Source organism: Lysinibacillus sp. FSL K6-4013 (assembly GCF_038630435.1).
Lineage (GTDB): Bacteria > Bacillota > Bacilli > Bacillales_A > Planococcaceae > Lysinibacillus > Lysinibacillus boronitolerans.
The window spans coordinates 942039-957952 of the sequence record NZ_CP152031.1; the positions used below are offsets into that span (position 1 = coordinate 942039).

Annotated in this window: 13 protein-coding genes; 8 read left to right on the forward strand and 5 right to left on the reverse strand. The window is 37.0% G+C overall.

Annotation, left to right across the window (positions count from 1 at the left end; genetic code table 11):
- The first annotated feature begins 221 nt into the window (after window positions 1-221).
- Window positions 222-1787: a family 10 glycosylhydrolase gene (locus tag MHB39_RS04420; protein WP_342545927.1), complete on the forward strand. Its 1566-nt coding sequence runs from the start codon at window positions 222-224 to the stop codon at window positions 1785-1787.
- A 52-nt stretch (window positions 1788-1839) separates the two neighbouring features.
- Here MHB39_RS04420 and MHB39_RS04425 read toward each other — a convergent pair whose 3' ends face one another.
- On the reverse strand, window positions 1840-4929 hold the full coding sequence (locus tag MHB39_RS04425; RefSeq protein WP_342545928.1) for an efflux RND transporter permease subunit: 3090 nt from the start codon (window positions 4927-4929) through the stop codon (window positions 1840-1842).
- Between the two features lie 99 nt (window positions 4930-5028).
- Here MHB39_RS04425 and MHB39_RS04430 point away from each other — a divergent pair, with 99 nt between their 5' ends.
- A complete protein-coding gene (locus MHB39_RS04430) occupies window positions 5029-5862 on the forward strand; it encodes a TetR/AcrR family transcriptional regulator (RefSeq protein ID WP_342545929.1) in 834 nt (277 codons plus the stop codon).
- Window positions 5863-5922: 60 nt separating this feature from the next.
- Here MHB39_RS04430 and MHB39_RS04435 read toward each other — a convergent pair whose 3' ends face one another.
- The 3 genes from MHB39_RS04435 to MHB39_RS04445 all read right to left on the reverse strand — a co-directional run bounded on the left by MHB39_RS04435 (window position 5923) and on the right by MHB39_RS04445 (window position 8868).
- Window positions 5923-6696, reverse strand: coding sequence for a protein kinase (locus MHB39_RS04435; protein ID WP_258859197.1), 774 nt, complete (start codon window positions 6694-6696; stop codon window positions 5923-5925).
- Between the two features lie 289 nt (window positions 6697-6985).
- Window positions 6986-8653, reverse strand: a complete 1668-nt coding sequence (gene rnjA / locus MHB39_RS04440; RefSeq protein WP_036077035.1) for a ribonuclease J1 — start codon at window positions 8651-8653, stop codon at window positions 6986-6988.
- A 5-nt stretch (window positions 8654-8658) separates the two neighbouring features.
- Complete coding sequence (locus tag MHB39_RS04445) at window positions 8659-8868, reverse strand: DNA-directed RNA polymerase subunit epsilon (protein WP_004224712.1); 210 nt, start codon at window positions 8866-8868, stop codon at window positions 8659-8661.
- 436 nt (window positions 8869-9304) lie between these two features.
- On the opposite strand from MHB39_RS04445, the gene MHB39_RS04450 reads away from it, so the two are divergent.
- The 3 genes from MHB39_RS04450 (at window position 9305) to MHB39_RS04460 (ending at window position 11549) form a co-directional block, all read left to right on the forward strand.
- On the forward strand, window positions 9305-10075 hold the full coding sequence (locus MHB39_RS04450) for a Cof-type HAD-IIB family hydrolase (RefSeq protein ID WP_016994990.1): 771 nt from the start codon (window positions 9305-9307) through the stop codon (window positions 10073-10075).
- Window positions 10076-10218: 143 nt separating this feature from the next.
- Window positions 10219-10647, forward strand: a complete 429-nt coding sequence (locus MHB39_RS04455) for a hypothetical protein (RefSeq protein WP_333007006.1) — start codon at window positions 10219-10221, stop codon at window positions 10645-10647.
- Window positions 10587-11549, forward strand: a complete 963-nt coding sequence (locus tag MHB39_RS04460) for an IS3 family transposase (protein WP_339281000.1) — start codon at window positions 10587-10589, stop codon at window positions 11547-11549. Before MHB39_RS04455 ends, MHB39_RS04460 begins: the two co-directional genes overlap by 61 nt.
- 88 nt (window positions 11550-11637) lie before the next feature.
- Here MHB39_RS04460 and MHB39_RS04465 read toward each other — a convergent pair whose 3' ends face one another.
- Entirely contained in the window at window positions 11638-12399 is a 762-nt protein-coding gene (locus tag MHB39_RS04465) for a DeoR/GlpR family DNA-binding transcription regulator (RefSeq protein WP_312125557.1), read from the reverse strand.
- A 145-nt stretch (window positions 12400-12544) separates the two neighbouring features.
- On the opposite strand from MHB39_RS04465, the gene MHB39_RS04470 reads away from it, so the two are divergent.
- Genes MHB39_RS04470 through MHB39_RS04480 form a run of 3 tightly spaced genes read left to right on the forward strand, consistent with a single transcriptional unit; the run spans window position 12545 to window position 15904 of the window.
- Window positions 12545-13297 carry an ABC transporter ATP-binding protein gene (locus MHB39_RS04470; RefSeq protein WP_342545930.1) on the forward strand — a complete coding sequence of 251 codons (753 nt, stop codon included), beginning with the start codon at window positions 12545-12547 and terminating at the stop codon, window positions 13295-13297.
- Window positions 13290-14921, forward strand: coding sequence for an ABC transporter permease subunit (locus MHB39_RS04475; RefSeq protein WP_342545931.1), 1632 nt, complete (start codon window positions 13290-13292; stop codon window positions 14919-14921). Before MHB39_RS04470 ends, MHB39_RS04475 begins: the two co-directional genes overlap by 8 nt.
- A complete protein-coding gene (locus tag MHB39_RS04480; protein WP_342545932.1) occupies window positions 14918-15904 on the forward strand; it encodes an extracellular solute-binding protein in 987 nt (328 codons plus the stop codon). The genes MHB39_RS04475 and MHB39_RS04480 overlap by 4 nt, the downstream gene beginning before the upstream one ends.
- Window positions 15905-15914: the final 10 nt, after the last annotated feature.

Consider the following 15914-nt stretch of genomic DNA (forward strand, 5'->3'; position numbering starts at 1 on the left):
TCTTTTGCTATATTTATAGTTTTTGTTAAAGGAAAAGTATTACTCATCGCTTTTTCAGTAGTTTTTTATGGTTTGTATACATATTTTGAATCTTTCTGAAACGTTTGTAGACGTGAAACTTATTAACTGCTTCCATTCCTCCCGATAAAGTTGCTTCGGAGACGTGCATAAAGCGGGTACTTATCATATACTAAAATAGAAAAATAGCAAATGGAGGAAATATGAGAAAGAAAAATAGTAAATGGAAACTCTTAACTTTAGTCGCGATGATTTTTATGTTATGCCTATCGACAATCCCTGCAAAGACTGCCATGGCAAGCACGACACAGCCAAAAAGTGAAATGAGGGCTGTCTGGATTTCAACCGTTCTTAATCTTGATATGAAAGCAGGTATGACGAAGGAGCAGTACACGGCTTGGACACGCCAAACATTGGATCAACTTAAAGCCAATAAATTCAATACTGTTATTTATCAAGTAAGACCGACAAATGATGCAATGTATGCCTCTGAGCTAGCGCCGTGGTCATCTTACATAACAGGCAAAAAGCAAGGCACAAATCCAGGCTACGATCCTCTTGCGATCATGATAGAGGAAAGCCATAAACGGGGTATGGAGCTGCATGCATGGATGAATCCTTATCGTGTAACAATGTCTGGACAAAAACTGACAGACCTTGCTGCAGATAATGTGGCGAGAACACATCCAAACTGGGTTATCAAATATGGCAAGCAGTATTATTTAAATCCAGGTTTACCAGAAGTACAAGACTATTTAGTTGAAGTGGTAAGAGAGCTAGTAGCCAATTATGATATTGATGCAGTGCATATGGATGATTATTTTTATCCATATAAAATTGCTAATGAAGTTTTTCCAGATCAAGCAGCTTTTAAAAACTATGGAGGTTCCTTTAAAAAGGTGGAGGATTGGCGACGAGATAATGTCAACCGTCTTGTAGAAAATCTTTACACGGCCATTAAAGACACAAAGTCATATGTTCAATTTGGTATTTCACCATTTGGTGTATGGCGCAATAAATCGCTAGATAAAACAGGAAGCGATACAAAGGCTGGTGTTAATAATTACGATGATTTATATGCAGACGTCAGAACATGGATTCAAAATGGCACAATTGATTACGTTACACCACAAATTTATTGGTCAAGAACATTATCTGTTGCGAAATATGGAACGCTGCTAGATTGGTGGAGCCATGAAGTGCAAACCTACGCAACAACACACCCTGTCCATCTATACATTGGACTTGCTGATTACAAAGTTGGCAATGATAGTGATGCAGCATGGAAAAATAAAATGGAGCTGCCTAGTCAAATACTAGCGAATCGTTCGGAAAAGGTAGCGGCTGAGGGGCAAATGCATTTCTCCTTAAGAAGCTTTCAAAACAATAAACTAGGCTATGCAACGATTGTTAGTCAACAGCTATATAATTACACAGCATTGACACCAGAAACAACTTGGAATGATGACACAGTGCCGAACGTGCCAACTTTTGTGCAGGTGACAAAGGAAGCGACAGGTCGCAAAATAGAGATTATAGACGAAAATGAAACACAACCACGCAAGTATGTCATTTATCGTTTTACAGGAAACAAAGAAGGCTCTTATGATGACCCTCGAAATATAGTGGATGTTGTTTATAATATGGATGGCCTCACTAAATTTGTGGACAAGTCAGCTCTTGCTAAGCATAGCTATACATACGGCATTAAGGCTGTATCTGCTACAGGTGTGGAAAGCAAGGAAGCTTTTGTAGTGAAAGAAGATTAATAAAAAAAACAGCCACTCACATGCAATGACTGCATGAATGGCTGTTTTTTTATTAATTTTCTTCAATATCTTTACGGTTTTTCTTTAACATTTTAGATAGCATTTCATAAACAATTGGTACAACAACGAGTGTTAATAGGGTAGAAGATAATAAACCGCCAATTACAGTAATAGCTAAGTCTTTGGAAATTAATCCACTACCGCCAGTACCAAGTGCCATTGGAATCATAGCACCAATTGTAGCGATGGCTGTCATCAGGATAGGACGTAAACGTGTTGCCCCAGCTTCAAGGATCGCTTCACGCATGGCAAGACCATCATGTTCCATATGAATGATACGGTCAACTAATACGATGGCATTTGTTACAACGATACCAATCAACATCAATAGACCCATCATGACAGATACAGAAATAGTTTGCCCTGTAACGAATAAACCAATGAATGCACCAATTACTGCGAATGGTAGTGAGAAAAGAATAGCGAACGGAGCTAAACCTTCTCCGAATGTAACCACTAGAATGAAGTAAACAATGGCAATGGCTGCTAACATCGCAATACCAAGCTTAGTGAATGTTTCTTGCATATCTGCAGCAACACCAGCAACACCAAGTGTTACACCTTTTTGTAAATCTAATTTATCAATTTTTTTATCAGCAGCAGTAGTGGCTTTTGAAATATCGTCACCGATAATCGTACCCGATACTGTTGCAAAATATTCACCTTTTGAACGAGATAATGAGTTAAGTGTTGTACCTTCCTCAACATCTACTAATTCTCCGATAGTCATTGTTGTACCCAATGCTGTTTTAATTTCAGTGGCTAAGACATCATCAAGTGAAGTCGCAGCTGCTTTAGCATCGCGTTGAACGATGACATCGATATCTTTACCATCGTTTTTCACGGTAGTTAATATTTCTTGTGATGTATTTGAATTTAATGCCATCACGATTTGAGCTGTCGTTAACCCGTATTGAAGGACATTTTTTTGTTCAACTTTTAGCACATGCTCTACATATGGATCTTCATTATCAGATTTAATATCTTCTAAGCCATCCACTTCTTTTAGAGCGCCCTCTACTTGCTTCACAGCATCTCGAAGTTTATCTAAATCATCACTATACAGTGTATAGCTGACTTCGTTTGATGACATCGACATAGAAGTGAAGTTTTGAGACTTCCATTCTCCTGATTGCCCGATGTTAAATACATAGTCTTCAACCTCTTCACGAGCTTTAGGGAAGTCTTCCATATCCGGATCAAAGATAAGGTACATTAAGGCACCGCCAGCACCTCCACCCATCATCATTGCTGATGGATCGACATTCTTCGCATCTGTAATGGAAACTTGTAAAATATCAACATCTTTACGTTTCATTAATTCTTTTTCTACTTTTTCAACATTTGCTGCCGTTTCGTCAGCCAGCTCTCCCGTTGCAGGCGTATACGTTAAGTACATAACTTTTTCTTCTTGTGATCCCATAAAACTAAAACCAATAAGTGGTGTTAATGCAAGAGAACCAACAAGTAAAAGAATCGCAATGACAGATGTAATAATTTTGTGATTTAATACTTTTTCTAGGACACCTTTGTACCAAGTAGCAAGTTTACCAACTTCTTTATGTTGGCTTTCAGTCTTCTCACCGTATAATTTTTTACGGAATAAGAAGTGAGATAAAGCAGGTACGATTGTGATCGCAACTAATAATGATGCACCTAATGCAAATGTCATTGTAAGGGCAAATGGCATGAATAATTCGCCTACCATACCACCTACGAAAATAAGGGGAGCGAATACAGCTACCGTTACTAATGTTGAAGAAAGAATTGGTTTAAACATTTCAATTGTTGCTTCACGAATGAGGGTACGACCTGTAAGCTTTTCTTGCTTTAAGTGAATTCGTCGGTAAATATTTTCTACAACTACGATTGAGTCATCGATAACACGGCCAATTGCGACGGTAATCGCGCCCAGGGTCATGATGTTTAATGTAATATCCATCCAGTGTAATAGAAGTAATGCCATGAAGATAGAAACTGGGATAGAAATAATTGAGATAATCGTTGATTTGAAATCACGTAAGAATAGTAAAATGATTAATACGGCAATTGCGCCACCAAATACTGCTTTTTCGATCATTGTAAATACAGAATCTTCGATTGGGGCACCTTGGTCAAGAGAGATCTCTACGTTTAAGCCGTCTAATCGTTTTTCCTCATCCTTCATAAGGTCTTTGACTGCATTGACAACTGTTACCGTATTGGCATCTTGGCCTTTCACGATTTGAATAGCAATGGCATCTTGACCATTTGTACGTGAAACAGATTGCACTTTACCTTCTACTTCAATTTTTGCAATATCACCTAGACGAACGAAAGGTGAAGGATTTGTAGCTGAAGGTGTAACTGGAATTAATAAGTCTTTCAGTTCATCCACAGATTTTACCTTACCGTCTACTGAAACTGCTTGTTCGCCGACAGTAAATTGATATAAACCAAGTGACAGTGACATATCACTTGCCTGAATCATTTGTTTAACAGTATCCTCTGTTAAACCAAGTGCTGCCATTTTTTCTTCATCATATTTAAATGATACTTGTTCAATATGCTGACCTGTGATAGTAGCGGATGCCACACCATCAATTTTTTCGATTTTAGGAAGTAGAACATCTTCAACTGTTGAAGTTAAATCAACAATATCTTCCTTAGAGCTACTTACAGATAAAGCGACTACAGGCATCATGTTCATGCTGATTGCCATAATAGTAGGCTCTTGAGCGCCTTCAGGTAGTTTAAGATTATCTAAAGCTGCCTCTAATTGTCGTTTTTTCTCATCCATATCAATTCCATAGTCGTATTCCACTTGAACTTGTGCTACGTTGGAAGAGGATGTTGAGTAAACAGCCTTCACATCTTCTAAACTTTCTATGGATTTTTCGAACGGAATGGAAAGCTCATTCATGACTTGTTCAGGCGTTGCGCCAGGATATACGCCCATGACAATTAAATACGGGATCGAAATATCGGGTATCGATTCCATTTTCATCCTTGTACCCGAATAAATACCAGAGACAGTGATGATAATTGTTAATAACCATACTGCCAATTTGTTCTTTAATACAAAATTAACTAAACCTTTCACCTTCACACCTACCCTTTATTGACTATCTAAATTCAATTATTTATACTAATGACTAATCGGTCATTTGTCAACGAAATGCATTAGGAGAGAGTTAAAAATATGTTAAAAAAGCAATTAATTATGGAGAAAGCGTTAGAACTGTTTTCCGAACAGGGTTTTGAAGCTACGTCAGTACAGCAAATTACAGACCGCTGCGGGATTTCTAAAGGTGCATTTTATTTATCCTTCAAAACCAAAGATGAGCTTGTTATATCAATGGTTGATTACTATTTACAGCAGTTTATTATAGATGTTGACCAAGTAGTCAGAGGAACGTATAACAAAGAAACTGTTTTGGTTGAATTTTATAAAAGCATTTTTCAAGCATTCAAAGACCATTCTGCATCCGCACGTGTATTCTTTAATGAAAAGGTCTTTTTAACAAAAAAAGAGCTATTTCATAAAATAACGGCGTATGAAGCAGAAATGTCGAAATCAATTCTCTATATGCTTGAGCAACTTTATCAGGATCAATTACAAGAAACGAAATATGATGTAATGTACTGCATAAAAGGATTTATGAAGAGCTATGCTGAGCTTTTTATTTTTTCAGATATGCCACTTGATTTAGAGCAATTAGCTAAATCTTTAGCAGAAAAGACAGATATTATTGCACATCATACAACTATTCCTTTTATTACAGCAGATCTTGTGCCGTTTATTGCAAAGCCGTGTGAGCAAGACGTGTCAAAAGATGCTTTACTACAATTATTGGAGCAAAATATAAATCATGCTGAGGATTCTATAGAAAAAGAATCCATTGAGTTGTTAAAGCAAGAAATAGAAAATCCTACTTATGGTAAAGCAATCATTAAAGGACTAATTGAAAATCTACGTTTAGACCCAGCGTATCATTGGATTGCATATGTAACTGCAAAATACTTTAATATTTGAACTCAAGGATAGAATTGTTCACGTTTGGTGGTGAACAATTCTATTTTTAATGGTTTTTATCTATGGATGGGGGCAAGATTGCAAGGCCTCTAAAGCACTTGCAAAGGGTTCTTGAATCCATAATAGGCGCTCAAGAAAATCTTGGACATTGGATGGTAACTTCAATTCCTGCTGCCAAGCTTTCTCTTTTTTATTGCTTGGCTTGTAGTCTGAGTATAGTAAAAATAATAAAAAATGGCCGACAAAATAAAGATCACTAATATGATTTTCAGCACGTTTTGGGTTTTCAATCGTAGAGATATCGATTTGCTTTTGATAAGTGGTAGCTAGACCAAAGTCAATAATATGCAATTGTTGACCCACTAACAATATATTCGGAATCCGTAAATCGCGATGTACAATATCATAATTGTGTAACTGTACAATTTGTTCTAATAGTTGCTTTGTAATAGCAAGGGATTGAGCGGTTGAAAATTTGGCACCGTTTTGAAAAATAAGCTGCTCAAAAGTTTGCCCATTGACATAGTCCATCATAAAAAATGGGCAATCTTGAATTGTTCCTGTTGAATGAATGGTAGGAACATAGGGTAGTGATAGTTGCTGGAGTATGTGTATTTCTTGTTGAAATTTTTGAATGGTTTTCTGGTGATGACGATGTTTGGGACGCAAGCATTTTAAAACAAATAGACTTGCTGAAGAGCGATCTTCAATTAAATACGTACGACCATATGAGCCATAGCCAAGGAATTTTTTAAAAGAAAAATCGGGATGTTTGGCAATGTAAAGTTCAACAGCCTGGTCAAAACTTTTTTCGGATAGTCGTTTCCACCACATTAGCTACTAAAGAAACTCATAGAGCTGAAAAAACTGCGTGAACTTTTACGAGAGCTACGCTTATAATGCTTATGACCATAATAATTATGTCGTTTTGAATATCTGCTACGGCTACTTGATGAAGAGTAACGGCGTTTGGATTTACTATTGAGTAAGGAATGTAGAATTTTATCTAGCATAAAAACGCTCCTTTTTGATGTTGTTATTACTATATACGCAAAAATAAAAAGGAGGTTTCAAAAATAAAAAAGAAACTATGTAAATTTTTACATAGTTTCTTTTTATGAGGTTAAACCTCCATAATAATTGGTAAAATCATTGGACGACGTTTTGTTTTTTCGAATAGATAAGGTCCTAAAACGTCTGTAATTTCATTTTTCAATTCTGTCCATTGAGGTGTTTTGCTTTGAATTGTTTCATTCAGATGACGGTTTAACATTTTTTGTGCCTCATTGATCATCGTGCCTGATTCACGCATATAGACAAATCCACGTGAGATGATGTCAGGACCAGAAACAATTTTTTGTTTTTCCATATCAACGCTTACCACTACAATCACTAAACCTTCTTCAGAAAGAATGCGGCGATCACGCAACACAATATTGCCGATATCGCCAATACCATTGCCATCAATGTAAACATCTCCTGAAGGGATTCGGCCCGCTACATGTGCTTCGTTGGCACTTAGTGCAAGAACATCACCATTTTCCATAACAAATGTATTATCTAGTGGAACATCGCAATCTTCCGCTAGATGTGTATGCATTTTTAACATACGGAATTCACCATGGATAGGCATAAAGAACTTAGGCTTCATTAAACGAAGCATCAGTTTTTGTTCTTCTTGAGATCCGTGACCAGATGTATGAATATTGTTTAATGCGCCGTGAATGACTTCAGCCCCTGCACGGAACAATAAATTAATGATTTTATTAACGCTTACGGTATTACCTGGTACTGGTGAAGAAGAAAAGATAACTGTATCGCCAGGCTGTATTTGAATCTGACGATGCGTACCATTGGCAATACGTGATAAGGCAGCCATTGGTTCACCTTGAGAGCCTGTACATAAAATCATCACTTCGTTGGCAGGAAGTCGATTGATGCTTTGAGCATCAATAAATGTATCCTTTGGCGCAGTAATATAACCTAGCTCACGGCCAATCGTAATAGCGTTGTCCATTGAACGACCGAAGACAGCAATCTTTCTTCCATATTTTACGGCTGCGTCTGTGGCTTGCTGTAAACGGTGAATATTTGACGCAAAGGTAGCAAAAATAATACGGCTGTCCACCTTGCGGAAAATCTCATCGATACTTTTTCCAACTGTGCGCTCTGACATTGTGAAATTAGGCTTTTCAGCGTTAGTACTATCAGATAGTAAGCAAAGAACGCCATCACGTCCAATTTCAGCCATCTTTGTTAGGTTGGCTGGTTCACCCACTGGTGTAAAGTCAAATTTAAAGTCCCCTGTGTGAACGATATTACCAGGTGGTGTTTTAACAACAATTCCATAGGCATCAGGAATGCTGTGTGTTGTTCTAAAGAAGCTAACAGATGTTTTTCTGAATTTAATAACATCCTCTTCCTTAATTTCAATTAGTTTTGTTGTACGTAGCAAGCCATGTTCTTCTAATTTATTACGTAATAAGCCAAGTGCGAGCTTACCGCCATAGACAGGGATATTTACTTGACGTAAAAGGTATGGAATACCCCCAATATGATCCTCATGTCCATGGGTAATAAACAGTCCTTTGATTTTGTCGACATTACGTACTAAGTACGTATAATCAGGAATAACATAGTCAATGCCTAGTAAGTCGTCTTCTGGGAATTTAATACCGGCGTCAATTAAGATAATTTCATCTTGAAATTGAACGCCATAAGTGTTTTTGCCGATTTCGCCCAGTCCGCCGAGCGCGAAAACAGCTGCTTGGTCATTTTTAACAAACTTCATGTTTGTTAAATTTCCTCCAAGACGAAGTTCGGGCTTGCTTGTTCGTACTCTAAGTAGTTACCTTCAAGCAGTTGAATGAACTCGATGTTGTAGTTTCGGTCTTTTAGCTTTTCACGTACTTCACGTTCTGAAGTAGCTTCTAGGTATAGACTTTTAGTATTTTCGCGAACTGGAATCTCATTTGCATTTTCTTGATAATAAACTTTGTAAATCATAGTTTGCTCTCCTTTAATTGCGTACAATTTTCTTGCACCTTTGACTACTACCACACACGTGCTACAAGAAAACAACGAATTTCTTTTATTGAAGAAATGTACATTTGTAATACTTGTATCTCAATGCTTCAGATGTGCACTATGTTATAAAATTGTATAGGAAGTAGTGAGACAGTGGTTGCGTATAGCCAAATAAATGCATTTCCTTTATATTATCACGCACTTCCTCTAAAATAAAGAAAAGCCCTTCAAATAATGAAGGGCAAATGTTAGGCAATTGATTTTTTTCCGAGTACGCCACGAAGTTGCTTCAACAATTTCCGTTTGAGTTTCTTCAGCATGGCACATCACTCCTTAGGATCATTATAATTAAAATTATTGTCTGTGTAAAGTCATTAAACTTGAAAGAATAATATTTATGGAAAGGGTTAATAGAATGAACAAAATTTTATTTTTTGATGTCGATGGTACTCTCTATAACAGTGAAAAAAAATTACCCTCATCTGCAAAAGAGGCACTTTTAACAGCACGTCGTAATGGTTATGAATTGGCGATTGCTACTGGTCGAGCACCATTTATGATTGAGTCATTACTAGAAGAATTAGAGATCGATACGTATGTTACCTTCAATGGCCAATATGTTGTCTATAAAGGTGAGGTTGTCTATACAAATGGGATTGCCAAGGATGAACTAGCAAAAATTATTGCCTTTGGTGAGGCACGTAACGAACCCGTAGTGTTTTTAGATGATAAACGGATGATTGCCTCAGTTGGAGATCATCCTATGGTAGCTGAAAGCTTAGATACTCTTAAATATCCGTATCCAGAATTAGACTCATCTTATTATATGCAGAACAATGTATATCAAACACTTATTTTTATGGAAGAAAAAGATGAACCTTTATATAATGAAACATTCCCGAATGTTCAATTTGTACGTTGGCATCCCTATTCTTGTGATATTTTGCCAAAAGGAGGTTCGAAGGCCGCTGGTATTGAGAAGGTGCTTGAGAAAATGGGCATCACTTTACAAGATGCCTTTGCTTTTGGTGATGGCATAAATGATATTGAAATGCTACAGGCTGTTGGGACAAGTGTTGCTATGGGGAATGGCCATGAGCGAGTGAAGGCAGTCGCTCATCATATTGCGGACCATGTAGATGAGGATGGTCTCTCAAAAATAATGCGCAAGCTATCCATTATATAAAATAAAAAACAACTAGTTGGAGAACTGAACTGAACCCCGAATAGTGGACACTTAAAAAAAGTGGACCTATTCGGGGTTTTTCTATTTTCATCACCGAAAAATCCCGTTATACTGACCATACGATTGAAGAACAGGAGAACATCATGAGTAAAATTATTTTTAATGACCATCAACGTAGACAAATTGAAGAGAATCCAAACGTGGCGTCTGTTTCGGATCGCTCTATTCAATATACAGCGGACTTTAAATTAAAGGCTGTTCAAGAAAATCTAGCTGGAAAAGGTCCTGTCCAAATTTTTCAGGAGGCGGGTTTTGATTTAGAAATGATCGGAATTAAAAAAGCTCAAAGTTCATTGGGGCGTTGGAAGGCTACCTATAAAACACAAGGTGAACAAGGATTTCTAGAAGAGCGTCGAGGGAAAGGCAGCACAGGTCGCCCTCGTGCCGAAAAATTAGCAGCGGACAAAAAATTAGAGAAAGCCGAAGCACGTATTCGACTACTAGAAGCAGAATTAACGCTCCTAAAAAAGCTCGACGAAATGGAAAGGCAGGCGAAGAAGAAACGTTTCTAAAACCTCGAGAAAAATACCAAGCAATCAACGAAACGATTCGTATGTATCAACTCAAAAACATGACACGCTATTTATGTCAAGTAGCGAATGTCAGCCCAAGTGGTTACTATAAATGGCTTCAAAATACGCAAAAGGATGCACTACGTGAAGAATCGGATTATCAAGATTACTTACTATTAAAATCGATTTATGATCAAGCGAAAGGAAAGATTGGCTATCGTGGATTTTATATGGCGTTAGTGGATATATTAGACCAACCAATAAATCACAAAAAGATTCTTCGTCTGATGCGTAAATTCAATTTATACGCTAAAATTCGCCGTGCGAACCCATATCGCCACTTAGAAAAAGCAACAGAGGCACACCGCCGTATTCCGAATCATTTAAACCGTGAGTTCAACCAAGATGAGCCAGGAAAAGTATTCTTAACCGATATTACGTACTTACAATATAGAGGTGGTCAAACGGCCTATTTATCCTGTGTAAAAGATGTCGCGACACGAGAAATCGTTGCCTATGTGTTATCAACAACCCTTAAGATGTCCATTGTTTATGAGACGCTTGAACAATTAAACATTCATTTAGATGGAAACCTCCATCCAGAAGCCATCATTCATTCAGATCAAGGTTTCCATTATACACATCCGGAATTTCAGCAACTTGTGAAAGAAATGGGGCTGAAACAGTCGATGTCACGTCGTGGGAACTGCCTCGATAATGCGCCAATGGAATCGTTCTTTGGGCATTTTAAGGATGAGGTAGATTACAAGGAGGCAGAAAGTTTTGCGGAATTACATACACTTGTCGTAGACTATATGAATCATTACAACCATACAAGAAAGCAATGGACATTAAAAAAGATGACTCCGGCAAATTACCGAAGTCATCTGATCGCAGCTTAAGAACAACTAAATCCCTTTTTATTAAACTGTCTACAAAATAGGGTTCAGTTCAAACTCACACTAGTTGTTTTTTTATTTATTTTTGGCTCTACGCTATATTGACGATTTTTATTTGAACACCTTTATCCGAAAAATGTTGAATCGTCTTTTTGGAAAGGGCGTCATCTGTGATAATGACATCTATGTCATTCACTGGACAAACTTGAATTGCTACATCTTTATTAAATTTTGAGGAATCTGTAGCTACATAGACTGTTTGAGAGATGGAAATAATTTGCTTTCTAGTAATGGCTTCATCCAAGCTAAAATCAGATATGCCTTTTTCAATTGAAACGCCGCTAGCGCAAATAAATGCTTTATTAATATTAAGGTGCTCGAAGCGAAACAAAAATTCATTCGATGTCACTGATTTTTCAGAATGACGTACTTTACCGCCAAGCAGTATAACCTCAATGTTAGAGCCAATTAGATCAAATGCTACAGGTAGTGAATTTGTTACCACTGTTAGTTTTTCCTTGTCCAATAAAAATGGTGTCATTTGATAGGTGGTTGTTCCACTATCAATAAAAATACACTCCCCATCTTGAACGAGCGAAGCACATGCTTTGGCAATGGCAATTTTCTCTGTTAACTGTTCGTGAAGTCGTTGATCGATTAGTCCCTCTATTGGCTCAATGTATTTAACGCCCCCATAAAATTTTTCGATTTTTTTGTCTTGCATCAACTGTTGGACATCGCGACGGATCGTCTCCATTGAAACATTAAACTCTTTTGTAAGTGTTACTAATTTTACTACCTTATGTTGACGTATAAACTGCAAAATTTGATGTTGCCTCTCTATCATATACATTTCATCACCTCTACTAGATATTTACTCAAAGTAATCATTACTTTGTCAACAGTTTGTCAGAATTTACTCAACATTTACACAAATAAGCAATTTCCTTTACAAATGGTCTCTATACTGAAGCTAAGAACTGAGTGAGGTGACCAATTTGTTAGAGCTAAAAAATATCTCAAAAAGCTATAAAAATAAGAAAGTTTTAGTAGATATCAACGTAACCATCGAATCAGGTGAGATCATTTCATTGCTAGGGCCGAGTGGCTGCGGTAAAACTACTTTGCTAAATATCATTTTAGGACTTGTAGATCCAACTGCTGGTCAGCTTGTCTACAATGGACAAGATATTTCCAAGCAATCAATGCAAGAAAGAGGATTTAATATTGTATTTCAGGATTTTGCGTTATTTCCTCATTTAAATGCATACGACAATATTGTTTATGGATTAAAAAATAGAAACCTGCAAATGTCCAAAGAGGAGATACAAGAATACATTGATTTTTTAGAGCTAACTCCTCATTTGCATAAAAAGATTCATGAACTGTCTGGTGGGCAAAAACAACGTGTTTCCATTGCCAGAACACTCGTGATGCAACCTAAAATTCTATTATTAGATGAACCACTAAGTGCACTAGATGGCGTTATAAAGGAATCCATAAAGGAACGCATTAAATCCATCGCAAGTGAATTTAATTTGACGACGATTATCGTGACACATGATCCAGAAGAAGCGCTTACCTTATCAGATAAAGTCATGATAATTAATGAAGGTACAGTTGCTCAATTTGGCACACCTCATGAAATAGTAACAGCGCCGAAAAATCAATTTGTAGAGGATTTTATCTTAAGACAGCTTCAAATTAAGCGACATAACATCTATCAATTATTTGGAGAAACATATGCTTAAAACAAATAAAATGATGAAATTAATTTTTCTGCCGATTCTACTATTTTTTCTATTCTTCTTAATTGTGCCATTGCTTTATATGTTTTGGCAGTCATTCAAAATAGGTCATGTCGTGACCACTCAAAATTATATAGAGGCTTTACAGAGTATTGAAATTCGTGAAGCTTTTACGAATAGTTTTAAAGTTTCTTTTGTAGCATCGGTGATTACAACCGTTTTAGCCTTTTTGTTGGCCTATGCTGTTCATTTTACTACGATGCATCGCCATACAAAAAAGTTAGTGCAAATTGGAATTACCTTGCCTATGCTACTGCCAACCATTACATATGGCTTTGTATTGATTTATACATTTGGAAATCAAGGAATTCTAACAAAATTAGTGGGGCAGCCTCTTTTTACAATCTATGGGTATAACGGCTTGGTGATCGGTTACGTATTATACACATTACCAGTTGCTTTTATATTAATGCAAAACTCCATGCAATATATCGATAAACGTTTTTTACTTGTTTCCATGTTAATGCATGATCATTCAATGCGTCGTTTTTATCATACCGTATTCCGTCCTATGTTAGGGACTGTTGGTGGGGCATTTATTTTAACATTTGTTTTAAGCTTCACAGACTTTGGGATCCCTGCATCTGTTGGTGGATATTACAGAGTGATAGCTACTGAGCTCTACCAAGCCATGTTAGGTTCCATTGTACATTTTGAACGTGGAGCAGTCATTTCGGTGTTCATGCTAGTACCTGCTGTACTAGGTGTTGTCATCCTAACGATTTTAGAGCGCTTCAATTTTCAATATAAACAAGTTGGGCAAAGTGAACTTGTTAAGCATCGTTTACGAGACGGGCTATTTACAATTTATTCAATTCTCTGTGTAACAGTTGTAGGTATTATTTTTTCAACCATGTTTATTGTGCCTTTTACCAAAGGCTATCCGTACGATTTCAGCTTTACATTAGAGCATGTTCAAAATGTACTTGCAGAGAAAGATTTGACGAAGGTTTACATCAATTCTCTCATCGTAGCGGTACTAACAGCCATATTTGGTGTGGGCATAACATTTATGTCAGCGCTTCTTAATGCAAGGACACCGTTAAAAGGACGGAAAAGCTTAGATGTAGCTTCTATGATGACAAATACAGTACCAGGTATGGTGCTTGGGTTATCCTACTTGTTTTTCTTTAATGGAAGTTCATTAAAAGGTACTTTTCTTATTATTATCGCATGTAATATAGTGCATTTTTTTACGACACCTTATTTAATGGCTAAAAATTCATTGCAAAAAATGGATCCTACCTGGGAAGTGACAGCTGAGCTGTTAAAGGATTCGTGGCTAAAAACCGTGATACGAATTATTTTACCGAATATTAGGCCGACGATTTATCAAATGTTTAGCTATTATTTTTTAAATGCTATGGTAACGGTCAGTGGCGTTATTTTCCTTGTCAGCACAAAGACAATGCTTGTATCGACAAGGATAAAAGAGCTACAGCATTTCGCAAAGTACACAGATATTTTTGTTTTATCAATATTCATTTTATGTACAAACCTCATTGTGAAATTAGGTTGTGATTATATAGCAGCACATAAAGAAAAAACGGAGGAGATTTCAAAATGAAGAAGTCAACAGGCATGATGTTAGGGACAGTGAGTGTAGCAGCAGTCGTTTTAGCTGCATGTGGAGGGGTAGCGGCAGATTCCAAAGAGCAAGTCATCATTTATTCAAATGCTGATGATGAAGCTATTGAAGTGATGGAAACTACATTGGATGACAAGGGCTATCAAGGTAAGTATTTAATCCAGTCGTTTGGTACTTCTGAGTTAGGTGGCAAAATGATGGCGGAAGGGACAGATATTGAAGCAGATGTTGTAACAATGGCTTCTTATTTTATAGAAAGTGCACAAACCTCAAAATCTATGTTTGTAGATATTTCTTCAGACTTAAAGCCTCTTGATGGGGGTGTTACGTATGCATTGCCGATTTTAGGTAACGTAGGCTCTATCTTTATTAATACAGAGGTATTACAACAAAAAGGGCTATCTATACCGAAATCCATTAAAGATTTAACAGACCCTGCTTATAAGGATTTAGTGTCCTTCCCAAACATTATGGACTCCTCAACAGGATGGCTCTTAGTACAAGCTATTATAAAGGAATATGGTGATGAGGAAGGGAAAAAAGTTTTATCAGATTTAACTAAAAATGCAGGACCACATATTGAAAGTTCAGGCTCTGGCCCTATTAAAAAGGTGAAAACAGGAGAAGTTGCTGCTGGCTTTGGTTTACGTATCCAAGCTATTGATGCCAAAAACGAAGGGTTGCCGATTGATTATATTGATCCGACAGAAGGAAATTTCACTTTAACGGAATCTGTAGCTGTTGTAGATAAAGAAGGTGATGAAGCATTAGCAAAAGAAATAGCAACGGTAATTGCAACAGAGGCTCGTAATGGTCTTTTAGAGCAATATCCTGTAGCTCTATATGAAGGAGAACAAGTAAAGGACGAGCACGTTCCGGCGTATTTGAAAAAATGGGATAAAACTTTAACCGTAGATTTATTAGAAAAACACCAAGCCTTCTTTAAGGAAGCACAGAGATAAGGAGTTATAG

What these genes read in the sequence shown, in the direction of transcription:
- MHB39_RS04420 (WP_342545927.1), top strand. Translation starts at nt 222, where the DNA reads ATGAGAAAGAAAAATAGTAAATGGAAACTCTTAACTTTAGTCGCGATG.
- MHB39_RS04430 (WP_342545929.1), top strand. Translation starts at nt 5,029, where the DNA reads ATGTTAAAAAAGCAATTAATTATGGAGAAAGCGTTAGAACTGTTTTCC.
- MHB39_RS04435 (WP_258859197.1), bottom strand. Translation starts at nt 6,696, where the DNA reads ATGTGGTGGAAACGACTATCCGAAAAAAGTTTTGACCAGGCTGTTGAA.
- rnjA (WP_036077035.1), bottom strand. Translation starts at nt 8,653, where the DNA reads ATGAAGTTTGTTAAAAATGACCAAGCAGCTGTTTTCGCGCTCGGCGGA.
- MHB39_RS04445 (WP_004224712.1), bottom strand. Translation starts at nt 8,868, where the DNA reads ATGATTTACAAAGTTTATTATCAAGAAAATGCAAATGAGATTCCAGTT.
- MHB39_RS04450 (WP_016994990.1), top strand. Translation starts at nt 9,305, where the DNA reads ATGAACAAAATTTTATTTTTTGATGTCGATGGTACTCTCTATAACAGT.
- MHB39_RS04455 (WP_333007006.1), top strand. Translation starts at nt 10,219, where the DNA reads ATGAGTAAAATTATTTTTAATGACCATCAACGTAGACAAATTGAAGAG.
- MHB39_RS04465 (WP_312125557.1), bottom strand. Translation starts at nt 12,399, where the DNA reads ATGTATATGATAGAGAGGCAACATCAAATTTTGCAGTTTATACGTCAA.
- MHB39_RS04475 (WP_342545931.1), top strand. Translation starts at nt 13,290, where the DNA reads ATGCTTAAAACAAATAAAATGATGAAATTAATTTTTCTGCCGATTCTA.
- MHB39_RS04480 (WP_342545932.1), top strand. Translation starts at nt 14,918, where the DNA reads ATGAAGAAGTCAACAGGCATGATGTTAGGGACAGTGAGTGTAGCAGCA.